The 20,032-nt window shown below is 35.5% G+C and carries 25 protein-coding genes and 1 pseudogene; 5 read left to right on the forward strand and 21 right to left on the reverse strand.

The genetic code is table 11. From position 1 onward, the window contains the following. Nucleotides 1-289 precede the first annotated feature (289 nt). The 12 genes from IEW94_RS06740 to IEW94_RS06795 all read right to left on the reverse strand — a co-directional run bounded on the left by IEW94_RS06740 (nt 290) and on the right by IEW94_RS06795 (nt 10,376). Nucleotides 290-1,804: an argonaute/piwi family protein gene (locus IEW94_RS06740; RefSeq protein ID WP_188651267.1), complete on the reverse strand. Its 1,515-nt coding sequence runs from the start codon at nt 1,802-1,804 to the stop codon at nt 290-292. Then, nucleotides 1,797-3,221: a toll/interleukin-1 receptor domain-containing protein gene (locus IEW94_RS06745; RefSeq protein ID WP_188651269.1), complete on the reverse strand. Its 1,425-nt coding sequence runs from the start codon at nt 3,219-3,221 to the stop codon at nt 1,797-1,799. The genes IEW94_RS06740 and IEW94_RS06745 overlap by 8 nt, the downstream gene beginning before the upstream one ends. Nucleotides 3,222-3,389: 168 nt before the next feature. Further along, nucleotides 3,390-4,070, reverse strand: a complete 681-nt coding sequence (locus IEW94_RS06750) for a hypothetical protein (RefSeq protein WP_188651271.1) — start codon at nt 4,068-4,070, stop codon at nt 3,390-3,392. Between the two features lie 156 nt (nt 4,071-4,226). Beyond that, nucleotides 4,227-4,457 carry a DUF2188 domain-containing protein gene (locus tag IEW94_RS06755; protein ID WP_188651273.1) on the reverse strand — a complete coding sequence of 77 codons (231 nt, stop codon included), beginning with the start codon at nt 4,455-4,457 and terminating at the stop codon, nt 4,227-4,229. 7 nt (nt 4,458-4,464) lie between these two features. Then, complete coding sequence (locus IEW94_RS06760) at nt 4,465-4,947, reverse strand: dual specificity protein phosphatase family protein (RefSeq protein WP_188651275.1); 483 nt, start codon at nt 4,945-4,947, stop codon at nt 4,465-4,467. 143 nt (nt 4,948-5,090) lie between these two features. After that, nucleotides 5,091-5,405: a DUF3892 domain-containing protein gene (locus IEW94_RS06765; protein ID WP_188651277.1), complete on the reverse strand. Its 315-nt coding sequence runs from the start codon at nt 5,403-5,405 to the stop codon at nt 5,091-5,093. A 4-nt stretch (nt 5,406-5,409) separates the two neighbouring features. Continuing rightward, nucleotides 5,410-6,084, reverse strand: a complete 675-nt coding sequence (locus tag IEW94_RS06770; RefSeq protein ID WP_188651279.1) for a hypothetical protein — start codon at nt 6,082-6,084, stop codon at nt 5,410-5,412. Between the two features lie 136 nt (nt 6,085-6,220). Continuing rightward, complete coding sequence (locus tag IEW94_RS06775) at nt 6,221-7,624, reverse strand: hypothetical protein (protein WP_188651281.1); 1,404 nt, start codon at nt 7,622-7,624, stop codon at nt 6,221-6,223. Nucleotides 7,625-8,136: 512 nt separating this feature from the next. Further along, nucleotides 8,137-8,484, reverse strand: a complete 348-nt coding sequence (locus IEW94_RS06780; RefSeq protein ID WP_188651283.1) for a hypothetical protein — start codon at nt 8,482-8,484, stop codon at nt 8,137-8,139. Between the two features lie 14 nt (nt 8,485-8,498). After that, a complete protein-coding gene (locus tag IEW94_RS06785; RefSeq protein WP_188651285.1) occupies nt 8,499-8,870 on the reverse strand; it encodes a hypothetical protein in 372 nt (123 codons plus the stop codon). 58 nt (nt 8,871-8,928) lie between these two features. After that, nucleotides 8,929-9,291, reverse strand: coding sequence for a hypothetical protein (locus IEW94_RS06790; RefSeq protein WP_188651286.1), 363 nt, complete (start codon nt 9,289-9,291; stop codon nt 8,929-8,931). A gap of 5 nt (nt 9,292-9,296) precedes the next feature. Beyond that, nucleotides 9,297-10,376, reverse strand: coding sequence for a hypothetical protein (locus tag IEW94_RS06795; protein ID WP_188651288.1), 1,080 nt, complete (start codon nt 10,374-10,376; stop codon nt 9,297-9,299). A gap of 127 nt (nt 10,377-10,503) precedes the next feature. Between IEW94_RS06795 and IEW94_RS06800 the strand changes: the two genes are divergently transcribed. Beyond that, the gene (locus IEW94_RS06800; protein WP_188651290.1) at nt 10,504-10,926 is read left to right on the forward strand and encodes a helix-turn-helix domain-containing protein; all 423 of its coding nucleotides are present in this window, start codon (nt 10,504-10,506) and stop codon (nt 10,924-10,926) included. A gap of 84 nt (nt 10,927-11,010) precedes the next feature. Here IEW94_RS06800 and IEW94_RS06805 read toward each other — a convergent pair whose 3' ends face one another. Next, entirely contained in the window at nt 11,011-12,342 is a 1,332-nt protein-coding gene (locus IEW94_RS06805; RefSeq protein WP_373286592.1) for a type IV secretory system conjugative DNA transfer family protein, read from the reverse strand. Nucleotides 12,343-12,381: 39 nt separating this feature from the next. Between IEW94_RS06805 and IEW94_RS16910 the strand changes: the two genes are divergently transcribed. Further along, a complete protein-coding gene (locus IEW94_RS16910; RefSeq protein WP_229669476.1) occupies nt 12,382-12,588 on the forward strand; it encodes a hypothetical protein in 207 nt (68 codons plus the stop codon). Nucleotides 12,589-12,615: 27 nt separating this feature from the next. On the opposite strand, the gene mobB is transcribed toward IEW94_RS16910, so the two are convergent. The 5 genes from mobB to IEW94_RS06830 form a co-directional block, all read right to left on the reverse strand. Further along, the gene (gene mobB, locus IEW94_RS06810) at nt 12,616-13,641 is read right to left on the reverse strand and encodes a MobB family relaxase (protein WP_188651292.1); all 1,026 of its coding nucleotides are present in this window, start codon (nt 13,639-13,641) and stop codon (nt 12,616-12,618) included. Between the two features lie 2 nt (nt 13,642-13,643). Beyond that, on the reverse strand, nt 13,644-14,219 hold the full coding sequence (locus IEW94_RS17020; protein ID WP_373286593.1) for a BfmA/BtgA family mobilization protein: 576 nt from the start codon (nt 14,217-14,219) through the stop codon (nt 13,644-13,646). Between the two features lie 463 nt (nt 14,220-14,682). Then, nucleotides 14,683-14,880: a hypothetical protein gene (locus IEW94_RS06820; protein WP_188651294.1), complete on the reverse strand. Its 198-nt coding sequence runs from the start codon at nt 14,878-14,880 to the stop codon at nt 14,683-14,685. Nucleotides 14,881-14,896: 16 nt separating this feature from the next. Continuing rightward, a complete protein-coding gene (locus IEW94_RS06825; RefSeq protein ID WP_188651296.1) occupies nt 14,897-15,346 on the reverse strand; it encodes a JAB domain-containing protein in 450 nt (149 codons plus the stop codon). Between the two features lie 85 nt (nt 15,347-15,431). Continuing rightward, a complete protein-coding gene (locus IEW94_RS06830; protein WP_188651298.1) occupies nt 15,432-15,791 on the reverse strand; it encodes a single-stranded DNA-binding protein in 360 nt (119 codons plus the stop codon). 568 nt (nt 15,792-16,359) lie between these two features. Between IEW94_RS06830 and IEW94_RS06835 the strand changes: the two genes are divergently transcribed. The 3 genes from IEW94_RS06835 to IEW94_RS06845 all read left to right on the forward strand — a co-directional run bounded on the left by IEW94_RS06835 (nt 16,360) and on the right by IEW94_RS06845 (nt 18,590). Beyond that, nucleotides 16,360-16,881, forward strand: a complete 522-nt coding sequence (locus IEW94_RS06835; RefSeq protein ID WP_188651300.1) for a hypothetical protein — start codon at nt 16,360-16,362, stop codon at nt 16,879-16,881. Then, a complete protein-coding gene (locus IEW94_RS06840; protein WP_188651302.1) occupies nt 16,874-17,563 on the forward strand; it encodes a nucleotidyl transferase AbiEii/AbiGii toxin family protein in 690 nt (229 codons plus the stop codon). Before IEW94_RS06835 ends, IEW94_RS06840 begins: the two co-directional genes overlap by 8 nt. Nucleotides 17,564-17,912: 349 nt before the next feature. After that, nucleotides 17,913-18,590 (forward strand): hypothetical protein, encoded by a 678-nt coding sequence (locus IEW94_RS06845; RefSeq protein ID WP_188651304.1) that lies wholly within the window; start codon nt 17,913-17,915, stop codon nt 18,588-18,590. A 176-nt stretch (nt 18,591-18,766) separates the two neighbouring features. Here the strand turns inward: IEW94_RS06845 and IEW94_RS17025 are convergent, their stop codons facing one another. From IEW94_RS17025 to IEW94_RS17035, 3 genes and pseudogenes are all read right to left on the reverse strand, one after another. Then, nucleotides 18,767-19,009 carry an IS3 family transposase gene (locus IEW94_RS17025; protein WP_373286595.1) on the reverse strand — a complete coding sequence of 81 codons (243 nt, stop codon included), beginning with the start codon at nt 19,007-19,009 and terminating at the stop codon, nt 18,767-18,769. Between the two features lie 54 nt (nt 19,010-19,063). Continuing rightward, nucleotides 19,064-19,687 carry an IS3 family transposase gene (locus IEW94_RS17030; RefSeq protein ID WP_373286596.1) on the reverse strand — a complete coding sequence of 208 codons (624 nt, stop codon included), beginning with the start codon at nt 19,685-19,687 and terminating at the stop codon, nt 19,064-19,066. Next, nucleotides 19,630-19,908: pseudogene (locus IEW94_RS17035) on the reverse strand (transposase); the annotation flags it as partial. The pseudogene IEW94_RS17035 and the gene IEW94_RS17030, both read right to left, overlap by 58 nt. Nucleotides 19,909-20,032: the final 124 nt, after the last annotated feature.

The raw sequence follows: 20,032 nt of genomic DNA on the forward strand, positions 1-20,032 counted from the left end.
TATATTGTAAATCACTGACTTAAGTCGGGATGACAGGTAGAACACCTAACCCCATAAAGAATTATATATCAATCATTTATAAATTTCAAAAACAAACTGTTATCCGATTTGTTGACGATAATATAAATGAACTTTAAGTAAAATGCTTTACTTACTGGTTTTATAAAGATAAATATTATTTAGTACCAAAGCAAAATAAATGCTAATGGAATTTATGAAAACAACCTAGCATCATAAATCATATAAAATTTAGCTCAGTTCTGCATTTCCTATTGACATTCTTGCTTTTTTATACATAATGTTTAAAAGGCAGTACCTCTGATTTAATGTCTTTTCCTGCTGTCAATACTTCACCTATTGAATCTGCGAAACGGAGAGTTACAGGAGAGCCGTCAGCGTAAATACAGGCATTATAGTTCAGTTTAGTTAAAGCTAAAATGTCTTTACAAACAGTTTCAATATCTTTTCCCCCCCTCATAATTTCAACACTTATTGGATTAGGTGTTTCAAGTCCCAATTGTGTTTGTATTCTTGGTATGTAACCTTTCGTCCATAGATAAGCAAGTTTATCTGTTACAAGTAAAGTTGCTCCTCGTGGTACACAATAAGAAAAGTCTCTGTAGAGTTTAAATGTGTTATCGTCCTTGATTCTAACACCAATAATTTTGCTTTTCCCTTCTGTTGCTTCACAAAAGCCACTCCATTCTTCGTCATCGAAACCTGTCTTTGCGTGAATGAATATTTCGTTTGGGTATTCGTCTGTTTCCGATTTTTCCCTAAAAGATTCTAAAGAGATTGAAAGCAATTCATACGCATCTTTCTTAGTAATATGAAACTCTTTTGTTTTTGGATTGTACCAAGGCCCAATGTTTCCTCTAAAAACCATTCCATCACCTGAATCAAGAAACATTTGTGCAGCACAACAAGCATTATTTCTATTTTCTCCTAATTCAATTTGTTTGTAAACTAAACCCAAATAGCATACATTTTTTCTTACTTCACCCAATTTCCAAGGAAGCCCTCCTGATTTGTAATACAATGTGGTCGAGATATTCCAAGCTTTAGCTGTGTCAAATTGTTTTTCATAGTTTATTTTCTCTTGGTCTGTCCATAATGTTTCATAAGCAATGGTGCTTTCTCTTATGATTTGAGTAACAATTTTTTCACTTAGTAATTTTGCTTTTAATTGGTTATGAAAGTTTATTTCATATTCATATGCTTCCTTTAAATCATTTAGTTCTTCAAATAGGAATTGTTGATTACTACTTCTATCCTTTTTTTTTAGACCAACAGTTTTATTATTAACGGCTTTGGGTATTTTGGATTTAGGTCTTCCGAATTGATAAATTTCATCTGGAATTGCAACAAACCAAACTGTAACGGGAATATGTTCTTCATTTAAATATTTGGTAAGCTTGTCTGCATATAAATTTGTTAAATTAAAAACTCGCTGATGCCCGTCTGTATATTTTAAAAACTCATCAATTTTGCTTCTTGGTACATCAACTTCTTGAATAGCATCAATATTTATAAAAATATCAAATGTCGCTTCAAGTCCTGGGAAATAGGGTCTTGCAACATCAGTTTTTTCAGATATTACAGGTTGGTGTATTCGCTTCAAATATGATTTTACATATTCTCTTTGTTCTTTCGAACCAATTATTCCAACGCTAATTTGTCCAATATGCTTATTCCTTGAATAAGCACCAAAAAGTGTCAAACCATCTCTTGGGTCTTCCATTTTTTGGTCAAATCCAAAAGTTAGTTTAGGCTCTGGTATATGTATCAATTTTGACTCAATCATTATCTTCTGAATTTTCTCCTTCAAATTCGTACACAGAAAGTAAACCTTGCCTTGTTTTGTCTTTTGGGTCAAAATATCCAAAGTCAGCCCAATAAATCTGTGAAGTAGCAGGCATTTCTAATGTGTAATTTGATGATAGAGCAATTTCAATACGGTCTTCCTTTTTAAGTGCATCAATAAAGGCTAAAAATAAATCTCGCCATTCTTCATTGAACATTCTTTTTCCCTTAGCTCTTCTCTGGCTATGAATTTTATTTGAATCAGTCTCGTTTTTTTCATTCTTCAACACATTAAATCCGTCAGTTGTAAAAGTGATATGACTTTTTAAGCTAAATGCTAAAAAAGGTGATAATATTGGCTTTACTGAAATAGCATAATGCCATTTTCCTATACTTTTATGCTTGCCTAGCAAATTTTTAGTTTTGAATTTGTTATTCTTTCTGAAGGGATATTGAAACTTAGTTTTAAAAGAATTTAAATTTGCTGGAGTGTAGTAATATGCCAATCTCTTATTCGACATTTCATACCAAAACATCCCTCTGTTCTTCATTATTTTATGAAAAACCTCCTTCAATAATTTTTTAAAATGATTCTCTGAATCTCTGTGAGTTGGAAAACTACTTGACCCAAAACCAATTAAAACATCTGTAACTTTAATCTTGAAGATATTTTGAGGTTTAATGGTAAAAGAGTTTCCGTCTTGGTTGATAGCAAATTCTTTTCTTTCTTCAAACGAACTTAAATAGTTTGTAATCTTACTAATGGGATAATCCGAAAACTGCTTTGCAATAATTGATGCTTGTTCAAGGCTTTGGAACTGGTATAAAAAAAGATAATCAGGGAGTTTGTTTATAGCCCACCAATTTGTGTAATATAACTCACTTTTTGAAGTAATACCATTATTGGTAACAAATTGTTGCTCAAACCAACTTCCAAAATCCGTTTTTGATTTTTGTTTTGTTTTAAGCACATTGTCCTTTTGTAATTTCCTTTCTAACTGCTTAAAACCATTTGCCCAATTTTCATAGAATGGAATTTGATTTAGTCTATCTGCACCTATAAAAAGGTTGTAATTTGAAGCATCAATATTTATCATTATGATAAAATCATTGATATTGTTTTGTTTACCAATGCTTTCCGCAAAACTAAATTCTTTATAAACTCCGTCTTTTAGTTTACCTGCTATCGGATTTCCTTTATTGTCCTTTTGGAAAATATTCTTTGAATAGACTAAAAGAAACTTAACAGCTTGGTATCTTATCACACCATCAATTGTTTCCCAAAATTTTTCACCACCTAGTAATCCATTTTTATCAATCCAAACTTCATAACCAAGCAATTCAAGTCTAGAAGCTAACCAAATTGTAAAATCGTTATCATCAGGCGTTGCGTGACTTATGAAAATAATTTGTTTCATAAAAGTAAATGGTTGTTTAGATTTATTTGGTATACAACGTATTTAAGACTCAGTAACGGGAAGTTTACAAGTATTATCCGCTGACGCAACCAAGATAGCAAAACGTGTTGAATTTTCGGCAGTAAATTCCGTTGTTATTGCATTTAATCGGCTTGTGGAGAACTGGCTTTATTCTTTATTTTCCTTTGCTTTACTGATAAATTCTTCTAAAAACTTGTCAGTATCGTCATCTTCATTTTTGTCCATTTCATCAATTTTTTCTTTAGAAACTGACCATTGATTTTTCTTAATTTTTCCAGATATTTTTTTAATTGTATCGTCCAAATTTGAAATTAGATTATCAGTAAATTTTGGTTTTAACCATTCGGTTATATCAAAAGGCATCCCTTCAAAATGATGATTGGCTTCATTAATATAATTATCAATCACATTTAGCCTTTTTTTAATGTTATGTTGACCACTTAATTCATAGGCTAGAATGGGAAAAACTTCTGCCAAATCATCAATTACCGAATCTATGTTCTTTTCAAGGAAATCAATACGATTATTTGCACCTAAGTGATTTTTTATAATTCGCTCAACAATTGGCTTTGCAAATTCTATTTCTGCTTCTGTTTCTTTTCCAAATTCAGATTCTAATCTTTTTTTTGCTCGTTTATAGAAGATATTTATTTGTTTTTGAATATTTAATTCCCGAGTAAAATGAAATCTCAATTCTAATAAATAGAAAAGTAGTCTTTTAAGTTTCTTTTTGCCTAGTCTCTTACCTGTCCAAACTTTTGCTCTTTCAGAAAGTCCAAAACCTAAAATCACTCCGAGTAAAGGTGCTATTATTTTAATCCATTCCATAAGTTTTCTTAACTTGTTGCAACATATTTCTATAAATAGTTGCTTTTTTAGATGCTTGGGTTTTCCGAAGTAAAACCTGAAGCTAACAAACAAGCAACCAATTTTGTTTCATCACTAATTTAGCAATGATTTTTATACGGCTTGACAATAGTACTTTTATGGTTTTTTATCCTTTGGTGGATTAGGGTCATTTCCATAACTATTTTTGTTTTGGATTTTTCCATCCTTTTTTAAAATAGTCAATTCAGATTTTTGATTTTTTGCAATATCTTTTGCATAATCAACTGCTTCTGCTTTCTTGTTAAACTTTTTTGTCAGCTTTTCGTTTTTTTCGCCTTTTACTCCCCAACCATCATCGGTTGGAACAACATATTGATTTTTTCCCATAATTGTTTTACTTAATATAATTAGACCAATTTAAAGATAGAAATTCCTGAATTCCACTTGGCGCATAATTCGGGTATATTTTTTGAAAATCAAATTTTGCTATTTCAAAATTTCCATTTCTAATTTTATTTTTAGTTGCTAAATAAAGTAAACCAATACTTGGCGAACGTGAAATTCCCTGATTACAATGGATTAAAATTCTTTTTCCATTATTTGAATGTTCATTAATGAATTCAATTGATTTTTCAAATAATATATTTTCGAAATATTTCCCAGTAGGTGAGTCAATCATATTCAAAATAATTCTCCTTTCTCTATAAGCAATTAGATATTCAGGATGATTTTTGTCAGCCGTTCTTCCTGTATAACCAAGTGCTTTTCTATGACAAGGTTCTTTGCAGGCTTGCACAAAATAAAAGTCTGTGTCGAATTGATTGGTTTCATAATCAATTAAACTTCCAACGAAAATATTCTTGTCTATTTCGGTCATTCGTATTATTGCCAACGTTTATTAGGAAAGTTGAATGTTTGTGTGCGAGGATTTTCCGAAGGAAAATCAGAAGCTAGCAAACGAGTAACTAACTTTGGTTTCGCTAAAATTAGCATTTTTTTTAAGGTATTAGCTATAGTTTTTTATGGCGCTATCCAGTCAAAATCAATTAGATTAGCTAAATTGTCAGTTTTAGTGTCATCCGGATTAGACCGTAAGTATTTACCATTACTTCCGTTTACAACTTCTACCTTTTCTCCAATTTTCCAATATGAAGCTGAATAGTTCCAAACCCAAGTAACTGCGGAATTTCCACTACCCTCTAAAAGTTTAATAGCATCAGCTTTTGATTTTTTTGAAGCTCTCGTAATTGTTTTTTCTTTAACGGTGTGAAATGCATAATGAGTTATCACATTATTAGTGTCTTTCCATACTCCTGAAATCCTGAAATCTGCCATAATTTTATATATTCTTTAGTTCGTCTATTGTACTATCAATTAAGATTGAAACTTTCCCATTTTTAATATCTGAATAATTTACTTCCTGCGCGTTGAAAAGATCAACAGCGACACAATAATCAGGATTAATGTAAAAATCTTTTGAGTAATATTTGTCCAAATACCTATAAAGTATATCTGTAAACATTCCTAACTCACTTTTCTTAAATCCATTTAATTTTGCTATAAACCAAATTCCTCCTATTTCATCAATATCATTTTGGGAAAACGTGTAAATGTGACAAGGTTTTGCTTCTATAGGAAGTCCTTTGATATCCAATAAAGACTTGTTTCTAGGTTGCTTTAAAAAAGTTAAGTCTGTATTAGGTTTTAAATATTTTAAATCGTAATCCTTAAAACTATCCACAATATCAATGTTCCTTTGAAATTGGTTTTTTATCCTTTTAATTTCTGTTACGTTAATTTTATCTCTTAATAAATATATTTTTTCGTCCAATAAACTTTCATCATTAAGTCTAAACGAATTTCTAATTGCACTTAAACAACTTATCCAATAATCGCCACCAGAACTATCTTGAGACTTCATTTTTTCTTTCTTAAGATTATGAACAAACGTAATTTTAGTTCGTTGATTTTTCCCTCGAAATTCAATTAGATTTTTTACTGTTACTTTTTTCATTTTAGGTAATGTATTTAATTATCACATTTTCATTTAGACTAAAGGGCTGCATTTGAAATTACAGCTAACGGTTTGAGCAGTAGAGTCCTGAAGGCTGTCATTGCTTATAGATTTTCTTTGGGGCAGTGGCAGTATTTTATTTATTCATTGCATCTCTGTGCTTAACAGCTTTTTCCAAAATACTTATTGCGACCTCTCCCCAGTTTTCGTCCTTGTATAATCTCTTTTTATCCCTTTGGTTATCGAGTTCAATTAAAAAGTCTTTCAGATCATCGGGGTTGATATTAGCCCAATCTGCAAGTCTTGAAATGTTAAACTTATTTTTCAGCGCATCATAGTTGTCAATCAGAAAGTTCTTTCGACTTTCTGAGAGATTAGGGACAAATATGTTTATTGGAATATTTGATAAAACTTCATCAACATTGATTTCATCTTTCAAGCTTTCCATGTATAATTCAGTCATATCTATAGATATTCCTGTTTTATAAGCAGCAACTGATTCAAACCCATCCTTTAAATGACTTTTTACTATATCATCAGCGTTTTCGGGAATGGTAAATAGCTCTGTTCCTTCAATAGGTAGTACCGCAATAAATCCTTCATTTATCTTATCTGTCGGGATAAAGGGTTCTATTTCATTTTTGAGAAAGTCCTCAGCGTCTTGCAATGCACTACTCGGGTAGATTATCCTAGTAGAGACATATTCTATGTTTTCTGGAAGACGGCTAGGCTTGGGATATGAGTATCTAACATGTGGAAACCTGTCTAAGGCCCGTCTGACTTCAGGAATGTTTTGAAATTTCTGGGAAAGTACTAGGAATGCCTTTGATTTTACAGCTCTTTTTTGAAGTTCACTTTTAACCCTCTCTTTTAAGCTTTTCTCAAGTTGTTGCACATTTAGTTTTCCGTCTTTTATCAGTATTGAAAGAGTTCTTCTAAACTCTTCGGATTGTTCTTTCTCAAGCTTTAACTTAAATGAAAGGTTATAAGTCTTGTTGTACTTTCTTGTTAACTCGTCTGTTTTTGAACTAAAGTCTATTTCTCCAACATCATCTTGAAGCTTATTCCCTTTAAGATAATTGTCATAATATTTGACTATTGTTTTAGCATCATCATCAAGTTCAATAAAATCGTATTTCTCAAAAATCGAAGCAATAGCAGTTTTATAAACACCTGACTTGAGTATATCTCCTTCATTTTCTATCTCAGAACAAAGAGCTGTTAGAATTATGGCATCCTTTTGAACTTGGTCAATTGTTTGAATTGAATTGATAACAAAAACAATTATTGAGTCCTTCCGGTAGTAGTCAATTTCGGAGTTCTCTATCGCTTTTAATAAGTCATCCTCATTCAAGTTTAAATTGGCTTTCTGTCTAAGAAAAATCAACACCGGTTTTAGCTGACCTTGAATTTGCTTTCTTTTTTTCTTTCTGGCTCTAAGCTGCTTTGCAGCACTTGACAAAGGGTCGTAAAATAGAAATAAACTTCCAATAATCAAAGCAAGTATTAGTTTGACAATTGGATATTGATTTTTGGACATGGTTTCATTGAAATAAATAGCCCCAGAAATCAATATTGCTCCTACCAATCTCAGAAAGAGATCGCTTATTATGAATTTGAGAAAAATTATTATGTATTTCCAAATCCATTTCAGTTCTGTTGCAATATGTTTTTTTAGTTTCTTTATTGTCGTCTTTATTTACATTGTGACCAAAATATTTAATTACTGAACTATAATCCTTCTATTCATCCATTTTGAATCGATATATGAAACCTCGAATTACTTTTTTTATCCATATTTCTTCTTTTAAATTAAAACCATGAATAAGACTATATAAATGTAAATCGACTTAAAAAATATGTAATACGGAAAACCATAAGCGTTCTGAAATAAAATGCTTAATTAATGATTAGGGAGAGTTTAAATATACAAATTATTAGTAAGTAAATACTCTATAAAAATGAAAAAAATGTGAATTTTTTAATCATTCACACAAGACAAAAATCAAAATTGTTGCAAATGCTTTATTGATAAATAAAATTTTATAATAATCACTTTGTCAACAACAGTTTTTCTATGGCATCATAGCTTGCCAACTGTGCATCCGGCAATAGGATGTCCACTAAATCCAATACGGTTGCAATGGTTAGATCCTTGGAGCAATTGGACAGCCTTGGTGATGCAAAGTCATTCTCACTGTCCAGTGCCAAGATACATGTTCTTAAAAGGCATGAAATGATATAGCGCAGTTCGCCATTGTCAGACACTTCAAAGGCTACCTCCTGCATAATGGGATTGTCCTCACGCTTATATTTTTTGCGTTCTCTTGGGTTCAATAAGCTAAAAACCGTTTCCAGTTTTTCCTTGTCGGTCATGTCCTTTGTGTCTTTTGTTTCCATATAATTTTCAAATTTTAATTTATATCTTCTTCTTGCGAGAGCATGAGTTTTCGCATTTCATCCAAATAAATACCTTCTTCCAAGGGTATCAGGTTTTTTGCAAATTCCAAAACCCTTTTTACATCGGATTCTTTATTCTTTATGTCCAGTGTTAAGTCCTGTTGTTCTTCTAAGGCCAGAATGCATACATTGAGTGTGGATTTTAAAATAGAGAACAGTTCAGCATAATCGTAGACTCGACAGTAATTTAAGTAATAACCTTCCTGTGTGCCTTCAATGGGTCTTAACAATACAAAGTTCTCCTCGCTCAACTCCTTTATCTTTTTCATTTTTAGCAGGTTGTCATTTGAGAGTCGCTCTTCTTTTTGGTCTGTTTTGTTCTTCATGGTTCTTAGTTTTTGACATTCAACCGGGCGCATTATTTCCATAAAGCTTTGGTTAAATTTATTTACTGTTCTTTATCAGCAGCCTTCTGGACTTATCCAGAAATTCAAACTCCTCATGGGGGATCAGATTCTTGGTAAACTCCAATACATCGGCAAATTGTTTGTGCACCTCCCTGATGTCCCTTGCTTCACTATTTGGGTCATAACCGTCCAGTGCCATAATGCATATGTTTAAAACGGATTCCAACGTATATCCCAGCTCTTCATAATTGCGCAGATAGACATAGTTTACATAGTATCCTCCCCGTATTCTTGAAGTTGGAGTTAGCAACCTGAAGTGCTCCTGTGCTACTTTGTTCAGCTCTTGGAGTTTCCTGTCTCGTTTCTTTTTGGATTGCTTTTTTGCTTTTTTATTTTTCATGATTTCTAAGGACTTGTTTCTTTAAGGGGTAAAAGTTCTATTGCCAGATGTAAAACTTCCATTATGTCACAATGAAAACCATTCATTTGGATCGGTGGGGCAACATCATCCTGTAAACAGGTTACACTTAATACCATCAAGGACTTGGCCATACATAACATTTCAAAGGGGTTGTCAAATTCTAATTTCCTAACCAAATAATCCGATTCATGATTATTGGTCGGTTCTTCCAAAGGGTGCTCTGAAGATGGATTCACGTTATCATGTACAATGGTTTCCATAAAAACCGATAGTTCCTCATTGAACAGAGATTTGATTTCCTTAATGAACGACCCTAGCTTTTGTGATAGTTGGTCCAGTTCCCTATCGGTTATCTTGTAGCTGTGGCTATATCTGGCAGATGAATAGGCGTCTTCCAGTAGATCCAACAATCCGGTTTCTGCATCTGATTCCGGCAAAAACATACCTTGTAATTCGTTCAACGAATTCAATACATAGGTTTGGTGGTTTTTGATACTGTGGCATATCTTTGTCTTGCCACATATGAACCGCTCTAAAATCCTATAGCCCTGTTCAAAGGTTTGGTGCATCATAAAGGCGCTTTGTGACAGGCTCCTTTGTGCCCTGAAAAATTGGATGCCTTTTTTAAAGGATTTCATTCGGGACATGTCCCTTTTAAAGTCCTGCTTTATTTTTTCAAAGAGTTTGGGTGGTTCTTCTTTGGGATAGTTCCAAATTGAAATGTTTTGGGTGGTTTTGTAAACCAAGTACTTTTTATGGCAATTGTTCAGAAAATATAAATTGCCATGTAGCAATTCACTTTGGGCATGACTAAAGGTAAAAACCCTATAACCAAAGTCTTCATAATCCAAAAAAACAGAGTTTATAACAGGCATTATATGTTCAACATCTACTTTAAGAGAACGTCCCATTATGATGTTGATTCGATATCTAAATAAATTACGGCTAGTCCCTTTGTTCAGATAAATGCCTTCAACGTCAATGGCCTCTACTATTTTGGCAATGACTTCATTGAGCTGTTTTGGGTCATCCCCTGATATATTATCGACACTTGTGGCTCCCATGTTCTTTGTTTTCCATAAACTAAGTGAATAAATCTTATGTACCGAACCAAGCCATGTTGTATAATACCAATTTGAATTTGTTTTTTACTTGTGGGAATTTCTTTGAAAAAAATCCTATATTTGAATTATGGAAACAGCGACAAAACCAAATCACATCGGGAGAAAAATAAGCCGAATCAGGGAACTAAGGGGCATGAAACAGGAAACCCTTGCAGAAGAACTGGGCATTAGCCAACAAGCTGTTTCTAATTTGGAACAATCTGAAAAGATTGAAGATGATAAACTTGAACAGATTGCAAAAGCTTTAGGAGTAACTAAGGAGGCTATTCAAAATTTTTCAGAAGAAAGATTGATTTACAATATTCAAAATAATTACGAGGGATCAAATAAGGGCGCATCATCAGTGAGTGTATCCAATTTCAATTGTAACTTCAACCCATTAGATAAATTGATAGATGCCCATGAAGAAAACAAAAAGCTCTACGAACGTTTGTTACAAGCTGAAAAAGATAAAATCACTTATTTAGAAAAGCTATTGAAAGAAAAATAAATTTACCTGATTTATATACTATTTAAAAAGGGAATCATTTCAAACGGTTCCCTATTTTATGCTTTAAACTTTGGTGGTCATTATTTAAGATTTCAATTGGAACAGTTGTCTTACCTCCAAATGGATACGTTCAAAATTAGCCTGTATCTCGGCATCATTGTAACGGTGTCTCGGTGGTGGCAATTCCCTCTTTATGTTTGGCATTTTAAACCGTACCTTACGATCCTTTCCATCTGCAAACGAGATGAACTCACCTTCCCTTAACCGAAAGAACACATCGGAACGTATCTTGCTGACCTCCTTCTCCCCGGTGCTGATCCTGGCATCAAAGTCCAGACTGTTCTGGCTCTTGCTGATCGTGGTCGTCGGTTTCTTGACGATCTCAAAAAATCGCTCATAATACTTGGCGGTGTCCGGGTCATTGGCCTTTCCAAAGAACTGATAGGACAGGTTGCTCAAGATGGCACGGCTTGCCTTGTCACCGTACATCATGTCGTTCTGGGTCTTGTCCTGCATTACATAGACCGTTGAAATATCATAGCTCCTCAAAGTTGCGGGAATACGGTGCATATTGAGCAGCCTGATAGTAGGTGCTTCCTCGATAAGGATAAAAGAGGATTCCCGATGCCGGACGCTCATCTGCTTGGTCATGGTATGGATGATGGTGGCGATCACAGGAGAATAGGCCGTTTCAAATTTAGGGTTGTTCACGATGGAAACCACGGCGGGATTTTTTGGGTTATTGATGTCCAAGGGCACTTCATCCGCAGAGAGCGCCATAAAGATGCGTTGTGTGCTGATCTTCTTGAGGGCATTCGCCAGTGTGCTCATCACCCCAGCCGTTTGGCGTTCCGAGTCCCTGCCAGAGATAAAGGCATCCGCCATGGCCTTGGAGGTATAATCAGAGCTCAAAAAACCAATGAGGCTATTGGCATCCAGATATTGGTAAGTGGCTATCAAATGGGGAAGTGTACAGTATTTGGGGTAGGCCATCTTCAGTTTCCAGATAAGCCCGCCCAAGAGGCCCTCCACGGCATCGTTGAAGAACTTGGAAGAGCCCGCCGGGTTGGATTCCCGTTGTTCCAAAAGGTTTTCCAACAGCACCCTGGAAACCTCATTGACACTTTCCTCGTCCTGCATGTACCTCGGAGCAATGGGATTGACCTTGGCATAGATGTCATCAAAGGAAATGATATGGAACGGGCGGCCGGATTCCTTAAAAAACGGGAACGCCATTTCGGTGATCTCAAAATGCTTGTAGTCATGGATGAGCCCACAAAACTGGTGCCCTTGAAAATGCCTTAACACATTGTAGACCACCGATTCGGTCTTGCCACTGCCGGCGGACCCAATAACGGAGATCCCCCTGCGGATGTTCTGGAGCCTTATCGAGCCGTTCTTTACCTTGATCTTCATGGTATACCTGCGTTCTGTCTTGGATCTTTCCCAAACTGGATGAATTTTAACGTACAAAAGGTTATTAATAAAAATAAAGGGCAAGAACCAGTAGCCGAATATAACCATGGGCTTGTCAGGATGTTGGAGGTAAATAAAATAACCTATCGTGAATATGCCAAGGGTATGGAGGCCATAGGCGAACCGCAAATAACGAAAACCAATGGCCATCAAAACGGTCATGGAGACATAGATACTGATTGTTAAGGTAAGTGGTGTCATAGTATTGCTTTTTTAAATGCTGATGGAGCCAGCGTCCTTGGCCACATCGATGGTTCTTTTCAGTTGTTTGAAGGCCTTTAGGGCCAGTTGCACTTGGTTCGTTGGGATATTAAGGTTGGGAACATGCATGCCGGACTTGCCCATGATCTTGAAGGCCGCGCTCTTTTCGTTTGTTGGCAATGCCATCAGGTGGGCAAAGAACCTGTAGGTGTCCTTATTGTACATTTTATGGGCACTGTAGCTTTCCACAAAGTTCCGCTCGTACTTGAACAGGGTGTCAAAGGTCCTCTCGGCCTTTTCAAAAAACCCATCACGGTCAAAGCCCCGCTTGACAGGGCTACCGTTCAGGATGGCCTCGGAGGCCTTGTGGGAACTCCCCGGGGACAGGCTCAGCGTATTGGTCATGTCCCTGCGGCTGACAATGATATGGACGTGGGTCTGTAGCCCTGGTTTTTTCATCCCCTGCACGACCATTTGACCATTGACTTTATGTGGCGCCTCTGCCCTCAGCCTGTCAATGGTCTTTTGGATGGCTTGGCAATTGCCCTCCAGTTCTCCCCTCCTGATCTTCACCAGGTCATGTTCCAGTTTGACTATCTGTGCCCTAAACGGTTGGTTCTCCTTGATCTCTCGGTCAAAGCCTTTATAGGTTCGTTCGTACTCTATCTTGGCATAGTATTTTATGCTGTCCACAGATACGGGGGCATCCCTGTAAAAGGAATTGGCGTAATCTTTCATGGCCTCCCTGACATACCTCCGCAGTTTTTCGGGATCATTGCCGATATGCTCCAGTTCCCTTTGGCTTGGGCTTATGGTGAGGGAATAGAACTTGGGCTCATTTTTTCTGAGCTTGGCGGTATTGCCGTCGATATCATTGGTGACATGCTTGGGGGACACGTGGTCGTTGTACTGGTCAAAAAAGTGCTCCTGGAGCTCTGGTTCTTTGTCCCTGTTTTCCTTTTCCAGATAGGCCACAAAGTCACCACAGCTTTTTGAAAATGTTTTGTCCAGATGTTGTTTGGTGATGGATATGTACATGGTTACTCGTTTTTGATTTTTTCTTTAAGCGCTTCATAGTCTTCCAAGGCCATGTCCAAATGGAGCCTGGGCTTGCCAAAACTGCTTTTCACGATTCGTATCTTGGAAAACAGGATATCCTCAAACTGCTGTTTTGTTTCTCTTAGATCCCGCTTGAGCGCGTTCTTTTCCTTTCTCAGTTCGATGGCCTCCAATGACGTGGCAAAAAATGGGTCATTGACCGGTTTGTTGCTCTTTTTGACCTCTACGAGCAGGGGCTGTTTTTGTTTGGCCGGTGTTTTCTCGAACAGCAATTGGAGCATGGCAGTGGTGGGCTTTGTCTGGTTCTTTTCGATGTCCTTTACAATGGATACCAGGGCATTGATCCGTTTTTTGATGTTGGCCTCCAGGGTCCGCGCATTGGGGCCAAGGGTTTCCTTTGGGGATATCTCATTGTAAAGGAAAAAATCCAGCATGGTGTCCATAGCTTCCGTATGGGTCTTAAAGAACCGTTTGGAAAACTCCTGAAAACGCTGTACTGTTTTCTTTTTGAACCGTATGTTACCGAATGTCTTCATTGTCGATCTGTTGCCCTTCATCCGTTTTGCCGCAAATTTTTGCCTGTTTATGCGGCCTTTAGGGGCATTTGCCGCAAATTTTAATTTTCTAATTTAGCTTGTTGAAAACTTGATTCTTTTAAATAACTGATTTACAGTTATTTATAAAACATTAAATAACGCAATGCCGCTTCAGCGCATTGCCCTCTTGCTATTCATTTTCGTCCAGCTCGCTGGACAAAATTCTGTTTCAATCTGACCTAAAATAGCCAGTTTCCTTTTCTGCATAGCGATCCTTATAAATGTATCCAATGGAGCTGTAAAAATGAAACGCGGAATGGTTTCAAATGGTTGGTTTTAAAGGCAATCCATATGATTTCCAATAAAAATTTTAATTTGGACGTCAGATTTTCAAAATTCCCTTAGATAATTTGCAAAAAAAAGACCCCATCTTTAATGAAGTCTTTACAAAGGATAGTCGATAATTTATAGACCCACCGGTCTTTCAAATATTAAAAACGTAGGTGTAGGTATAAAGATTTCGTGTGGCTTCTTCATCCAATAAAGCATCATAATCCAAATGGTGTTCTTGGGCGTACCTCTTCAAATCATTTCCAAACCTGTTTTCCACATCTTCTTTGGAGACCGAAAGCAAATGGTTCTGTGTCTCTGCATCGAGGTTATTATAATTTAGATATATCATAACTATGTCTTTTTAATTATAAAATACCTTCATCAGCGAAACTGTAGTAATCACCACTAGGCACCACAATGATATGGTCCAATACCTTCACGTCAAAAAAAGCGGCTGCCTTCTTTATTTTTTCCGTGAGCTGTTTGTCCGCTTCACTTGGCATCAGTTTCCCGCTTGGGTGGCAGTGTGATAAAATCACACCTACGGAAAGGGTTTTTAAAATGACCGCAAATAAAATGCGGATATCCACCAATGTGCCCGTGATACCCCCAGTTGACAATTGGTAGATGCCCTTGATTTTATTGGAGTTGTTCAATAACAGCACCTTAAAGGATTCCTGCAATGCAATGGTATCTTTGTCCCATGTCTCGAAAAGCAGTTTTCCTGCATCGGCAGAACTTTTGATGCTAGGTGACTTTGATAGTGCAATGTTTTCTTTGTAGCTTATTTTTATTTCGTTAACTTGTGCATTCATTGTTATGTCTTTTTAGAATTAATGATGAAAAGAAGAGGGCGCTTACTAATTGAAAACTGGTCTTAGTGCCCTCTTTATTTTTTGTTTAATGTTCAGATTTTGAAGTATTATTTTTAGTGTCCAATAACAACACTTCATTGACAACGATTTCAGTAATCGTGCGTTTCTCTCCCTGTTCTGTTTCATAAGAGCGTGTCTTGAGCTTGCCTTCAATGGCAATCCTATGCCCTTTTCCAACATGTTTCCCAATGATTGAGGCAACCTTGCCCCAAGCCACCATATTGTGCCAGTCCGTTTCTGATTGATTCTCCCCTTTGGAATTCTTGAAATGCTCATTGGTTGCCAATTGAAACCGCACCAATACTTTTCCGCTTTCCAAGGTTGTAATGGTCGGGTCTTGCCCAACGTTTCCGATTAACTGTACATGGTTCTTTAATGTTCCCATAATTAAATTGATTTAGTATCTACATAAAGTAGATGGATTAATATTCAGTGATTTACTTATTGTATCCGGAAGCGTTTTTCTTTTTTGATTTTTTTTAGTGCCACTTCCTTTTTGGATATTTTGATATGATTTCATGATTCGATGGTTTGATTTACTTCCCGTAGAGCCTTCGCTGTTATCTTTTTTTGATGCTTGGTGTGATCCAATATTCAGGCTTGGTAAGACGTATAAAAAAGAGCGAGGCACGAGCTCTGGCTTTATGCCGTCGTCCAAGAATGAATGTTGTTGTTTTGCCGTCAAAAAAAGAGGGGACAGTGATGGCTAGGAAGTGGATTAAAAGCCTCTGTGAAATTTAAAATAGCAGGAAGTGGGACTCATACATACTAAATATAAAAGGTATGGAGAACCGTTTCGAAATAATTTTTGTCCCAATTATTAACCATATTTGGAGCCTAATAAGTATTTTAAAACAAATACATATTGCATATCGCAATATGGAATATAAATAAGTAAAACATTGTTTATTAAATATTTAATATGTAATATTGCATATCGCAATATGGAATATATGAATCAATCCAGAAATAACTTGAAGCCCCAAGACATCGTCATACTCCTAAAAATAATAGCTTTAGGTGAGCAATCGTGGTTCCATCATACGATTGCCCAAGAATTGGGAATAAGCCAATCGGAAGTAAGCCAATCCTTGAACCGTTCTAAATATGCCGGTTTAATTGATGGTGCAAGAAAAAAAGTAAACAAACTAGCGTTTACTGAATTCTTGATGCATGGTGTGGCCTATGCTTTTCCACAACATCCAGGACCTATTGTTAGAGGGGTATTAACTGCACATTCAGCAGAGCCTTTAAACAACATAATCCATGCCAGTGATAAATACGTTTGGCCCTATGCCAAAGGACAAGAGAGAGGCCAAGCGATAGAACCATTATACAATACAGTTGTAGAAGCTTCATTGAAGGATAAAGAGTTGTATGAGTTACTAACAATGGTCGATGCTATTAGAGTGGGAAGAGCTAGAGAAAAGGAAATAGCAAAAAAAGAACTGGAAAAAAGGATTCAAAATGCATAACAAAGTCATCAATCTCTCATTAGTAGCACAAGTTGCGAAAGGATTAAAAGAGCTGAACGAAAAAATGGTCTTTATTGGTGGTGCCATAATCAGCTTATATACAGATGACCCAGCAGCTGAAGAAATTCGTCCTACGTCTGATATTGACATGACCATCAATTTGGCAAATTATACCGAATGGGCCCAAATGCAAGAAAGATTATCTGAATTGAATTTCTATCCAGATCCACAAGGACAATCCATATGCTCCTATAAATTCCAAGGCATTGCCATTGACATCATGCCTGCAGAAGACAGTAGTATTGGTATTTCAAATAAATGGTACAAACCGGGTTTCAAGTTTATACAACAAATAGAACTCCCAGAAGGCATAACCATAAATATATTACCTTCCCCCTATTTCCTGGCAACCAAATTAGAGGCATTTAAAGACAGGGGGGGAAATGATTTTTATGGCAGTCACGATTTCGAGGATATCATCTATTTATTGGACAACAGAACAACAATAGTAGAGGAAATACTAGCAAGCGCAGAAAATGTGCAACTGTACATTAAACAGGAATTGAAAACTATTAAAAACCATCCACAGGCCGATGAAATTTTAGCCATGCACATCCATCCATTAATTCGTGAAGAACGTTTTAATATGTTGATGAAGAAAATAGAACACATAATAAATTAATTATTTAAAGACTAATTGGTTTTAAATATTAAGTTGATATAAAGTTTAAAAAGCAATCATATAGTACCATAAAGTAGGAAACAACTTTTACCATATTACAATTTTCTTGTAGATTAAAAAATTGCTCTGAATATAAAGAGATAAGGATTCACCAATGCCAAGAATGGTTAGAGGCATTCACAAGATTGAACATGAATACTACATTTAAGAAGCAAAAAATAAATTGAAAAAATTTTTTTAGTAGTATTCTACATACATTTAGAACAATTTCTTTATAAAATAATCTATTTAGACAGTCTATTAAATAGCTGTTTAAATAAATTAAAATTTGATTTTTTAATCACTTTATATGAAAGACAGTGCAAAAGGTCCAGGTTCAGGGTATATCTATCAATTTGAAATTCCTCTTTTAGAATTATCTAAATTGAATAAACAAGAGTATGTGAGTATTGAAAAAATAGATGATGTTGCCAAAGAAGATGAAAATGGTACTTATACCCTAACTGTTCAAGCTAAACATAGTATTTCCGCTTCAGGAAAAACATTTGGCAATACATCAGAAGATTTATGGAAGACTATAAAAATATGGATTGATAAAATCAAATTGAGTATTCTAAGTGAGAAAAACGAATTTAAAGCTCTTACCAATGTAGCATTCCCTGCTAATTCAATTGTTAGAAAGTTTAATTCCAATTCATTTGAAGAAAACATTAATGATATAACTAATATTCGTAATCAGCAACAACTTAAACTTGATGAAAAAACTAAAATAGGAAAAACGGCCCCTACCATTACCAAAATAATAACCCTTATTGACTATGCCCTAAATCACAGTAAAGAACTAGAGATTATTTTCAAAAAGTTTAGCTATCAAGAAAATTATAAAATTGAAGAAGACTTCTTTAACTCTATTCATTTGAGTAGTGTAAAAAATGTAGCCATAAAAGAAGACATTTATGAAAATTTTTATGGCTGGATTATCCAACAGTCTAAAAGAATGTGGCTTAATCAAAAAGAAGCTGCCTAAAATGTCTCTACTTTTATGTTGCAATTCCAATTATTTGATTGCACTTGAAAAGGAAGGATTTCTAATTTCTGAAAAAGTAGGCAAAGAAAAACTTTATCTTAACCATAGATTAATGTCAATACTGGAACAATAACGGATTGGACATGCAACAAAAAGTAGGACAGTTTTTTTAAGACCTATGCCACATTTTTAAATTGATAAAATTCTTGTTCTACTTCATATGGGATTTTATAGCCCAATGAAGAGTGCATTCGTTTTCTATTGTACCATATTTCAATGTATTCAAAGATGCAAGTTTTAGCTTGCTCTATTGTTTTAAAATCACAGCCGTAAACAAGTTCCACTTTTAAAGTTTTAAAGAAAGATTCAGCTACGTCATTATCCCAACAATTTCCTTTCCTGCTCATGGACTGGGTCACCAAAGGGTTAGATTTAATAAATGACCTAAAGGTTTTTGAGGTATATTGTATCCCTCAATCTGAGTGAAATATTAAATCCATGGTTATCTTTCGCTTACCTATAGCCATTTTCCATGCAGGAATAATAGTTTGATTGGTGTGTAAACTTGTACTTAATGACCAACCTATTATCTGTCTGTAAAACAGATCTATAATAGCGGTTAGGTACAACCAGCCTTGCTTAATTTGTATATAAGTAATGTCGCTTACCCAAGCTTCATTTAACCTATGGGGGTTAAATTTTCTGTTCAATAAATTTCTATAGACAGGATAGCTGTGATTGGAATCTGTGGTAGCTTTAAATTTCCTTTTGTGCTTACTGAACCAATTGTTCATTCTCATGATTTTAGCCGCCCTACGCCTGGATGTAAGGTAACCTTTGCGTTTTAACTGTTCTGCTATTCTAGTGTAGCCATAACGCTGTTTGCTCAAGTCAAATTCCTTTTTAACCAAATCTGTAAATAAACTATGTTCCAGTGCCCGTTTGGACAAGCCAGCTGTGTACCACCTGTAAAAACTGCTCCTGCTTACTTTAAAAACCCTGCTCATCTTCTCGATGGGATATAAATGTTTATAGCTGGCTATAAACCCATAGATTTCCCATCGCTCTTGGAGAAGATGTGCACGGCCTTTTTTAATATTTCAAGTTCAAGTTCTTTTTCCTTAAGGGCTTTGCGTAGCCTTTTGACTTCTAAGGTGTCATCGGGTATTGGCTTTTCTGGCTTAGCATAGGTAGGTGGTTTGGCCGCTCCGTGCCATTTGTAAATCCTTTGTACCTCTATGCCTAGTTCGTCTGCTAATTCTTTTATGTTCTCACGCTGGTAACTTAATCGAACAGCTTGTTCTTTTAGCTCTGGACTGAAATATCGTTTTTCATGTTTCTAAGATATTTGTATTATAGCAAATGGTCTTAAATTTTGTGTCCGAGTAAAAGTAACAACTCCAAATACTAATGGATCTATTTCTTGTACATATCTTTCATCT

Source organism: Yeosuana aromativorans (genome assembly GCF_014646655.1).
GTDB classification, from domain to species: domain Bacteria; phylum Bacteroidota; class Bacteroidia; order Flavobacteriales; family Flavobacteriaceae; genus Yeosuana; species Yeosuana aromativorans.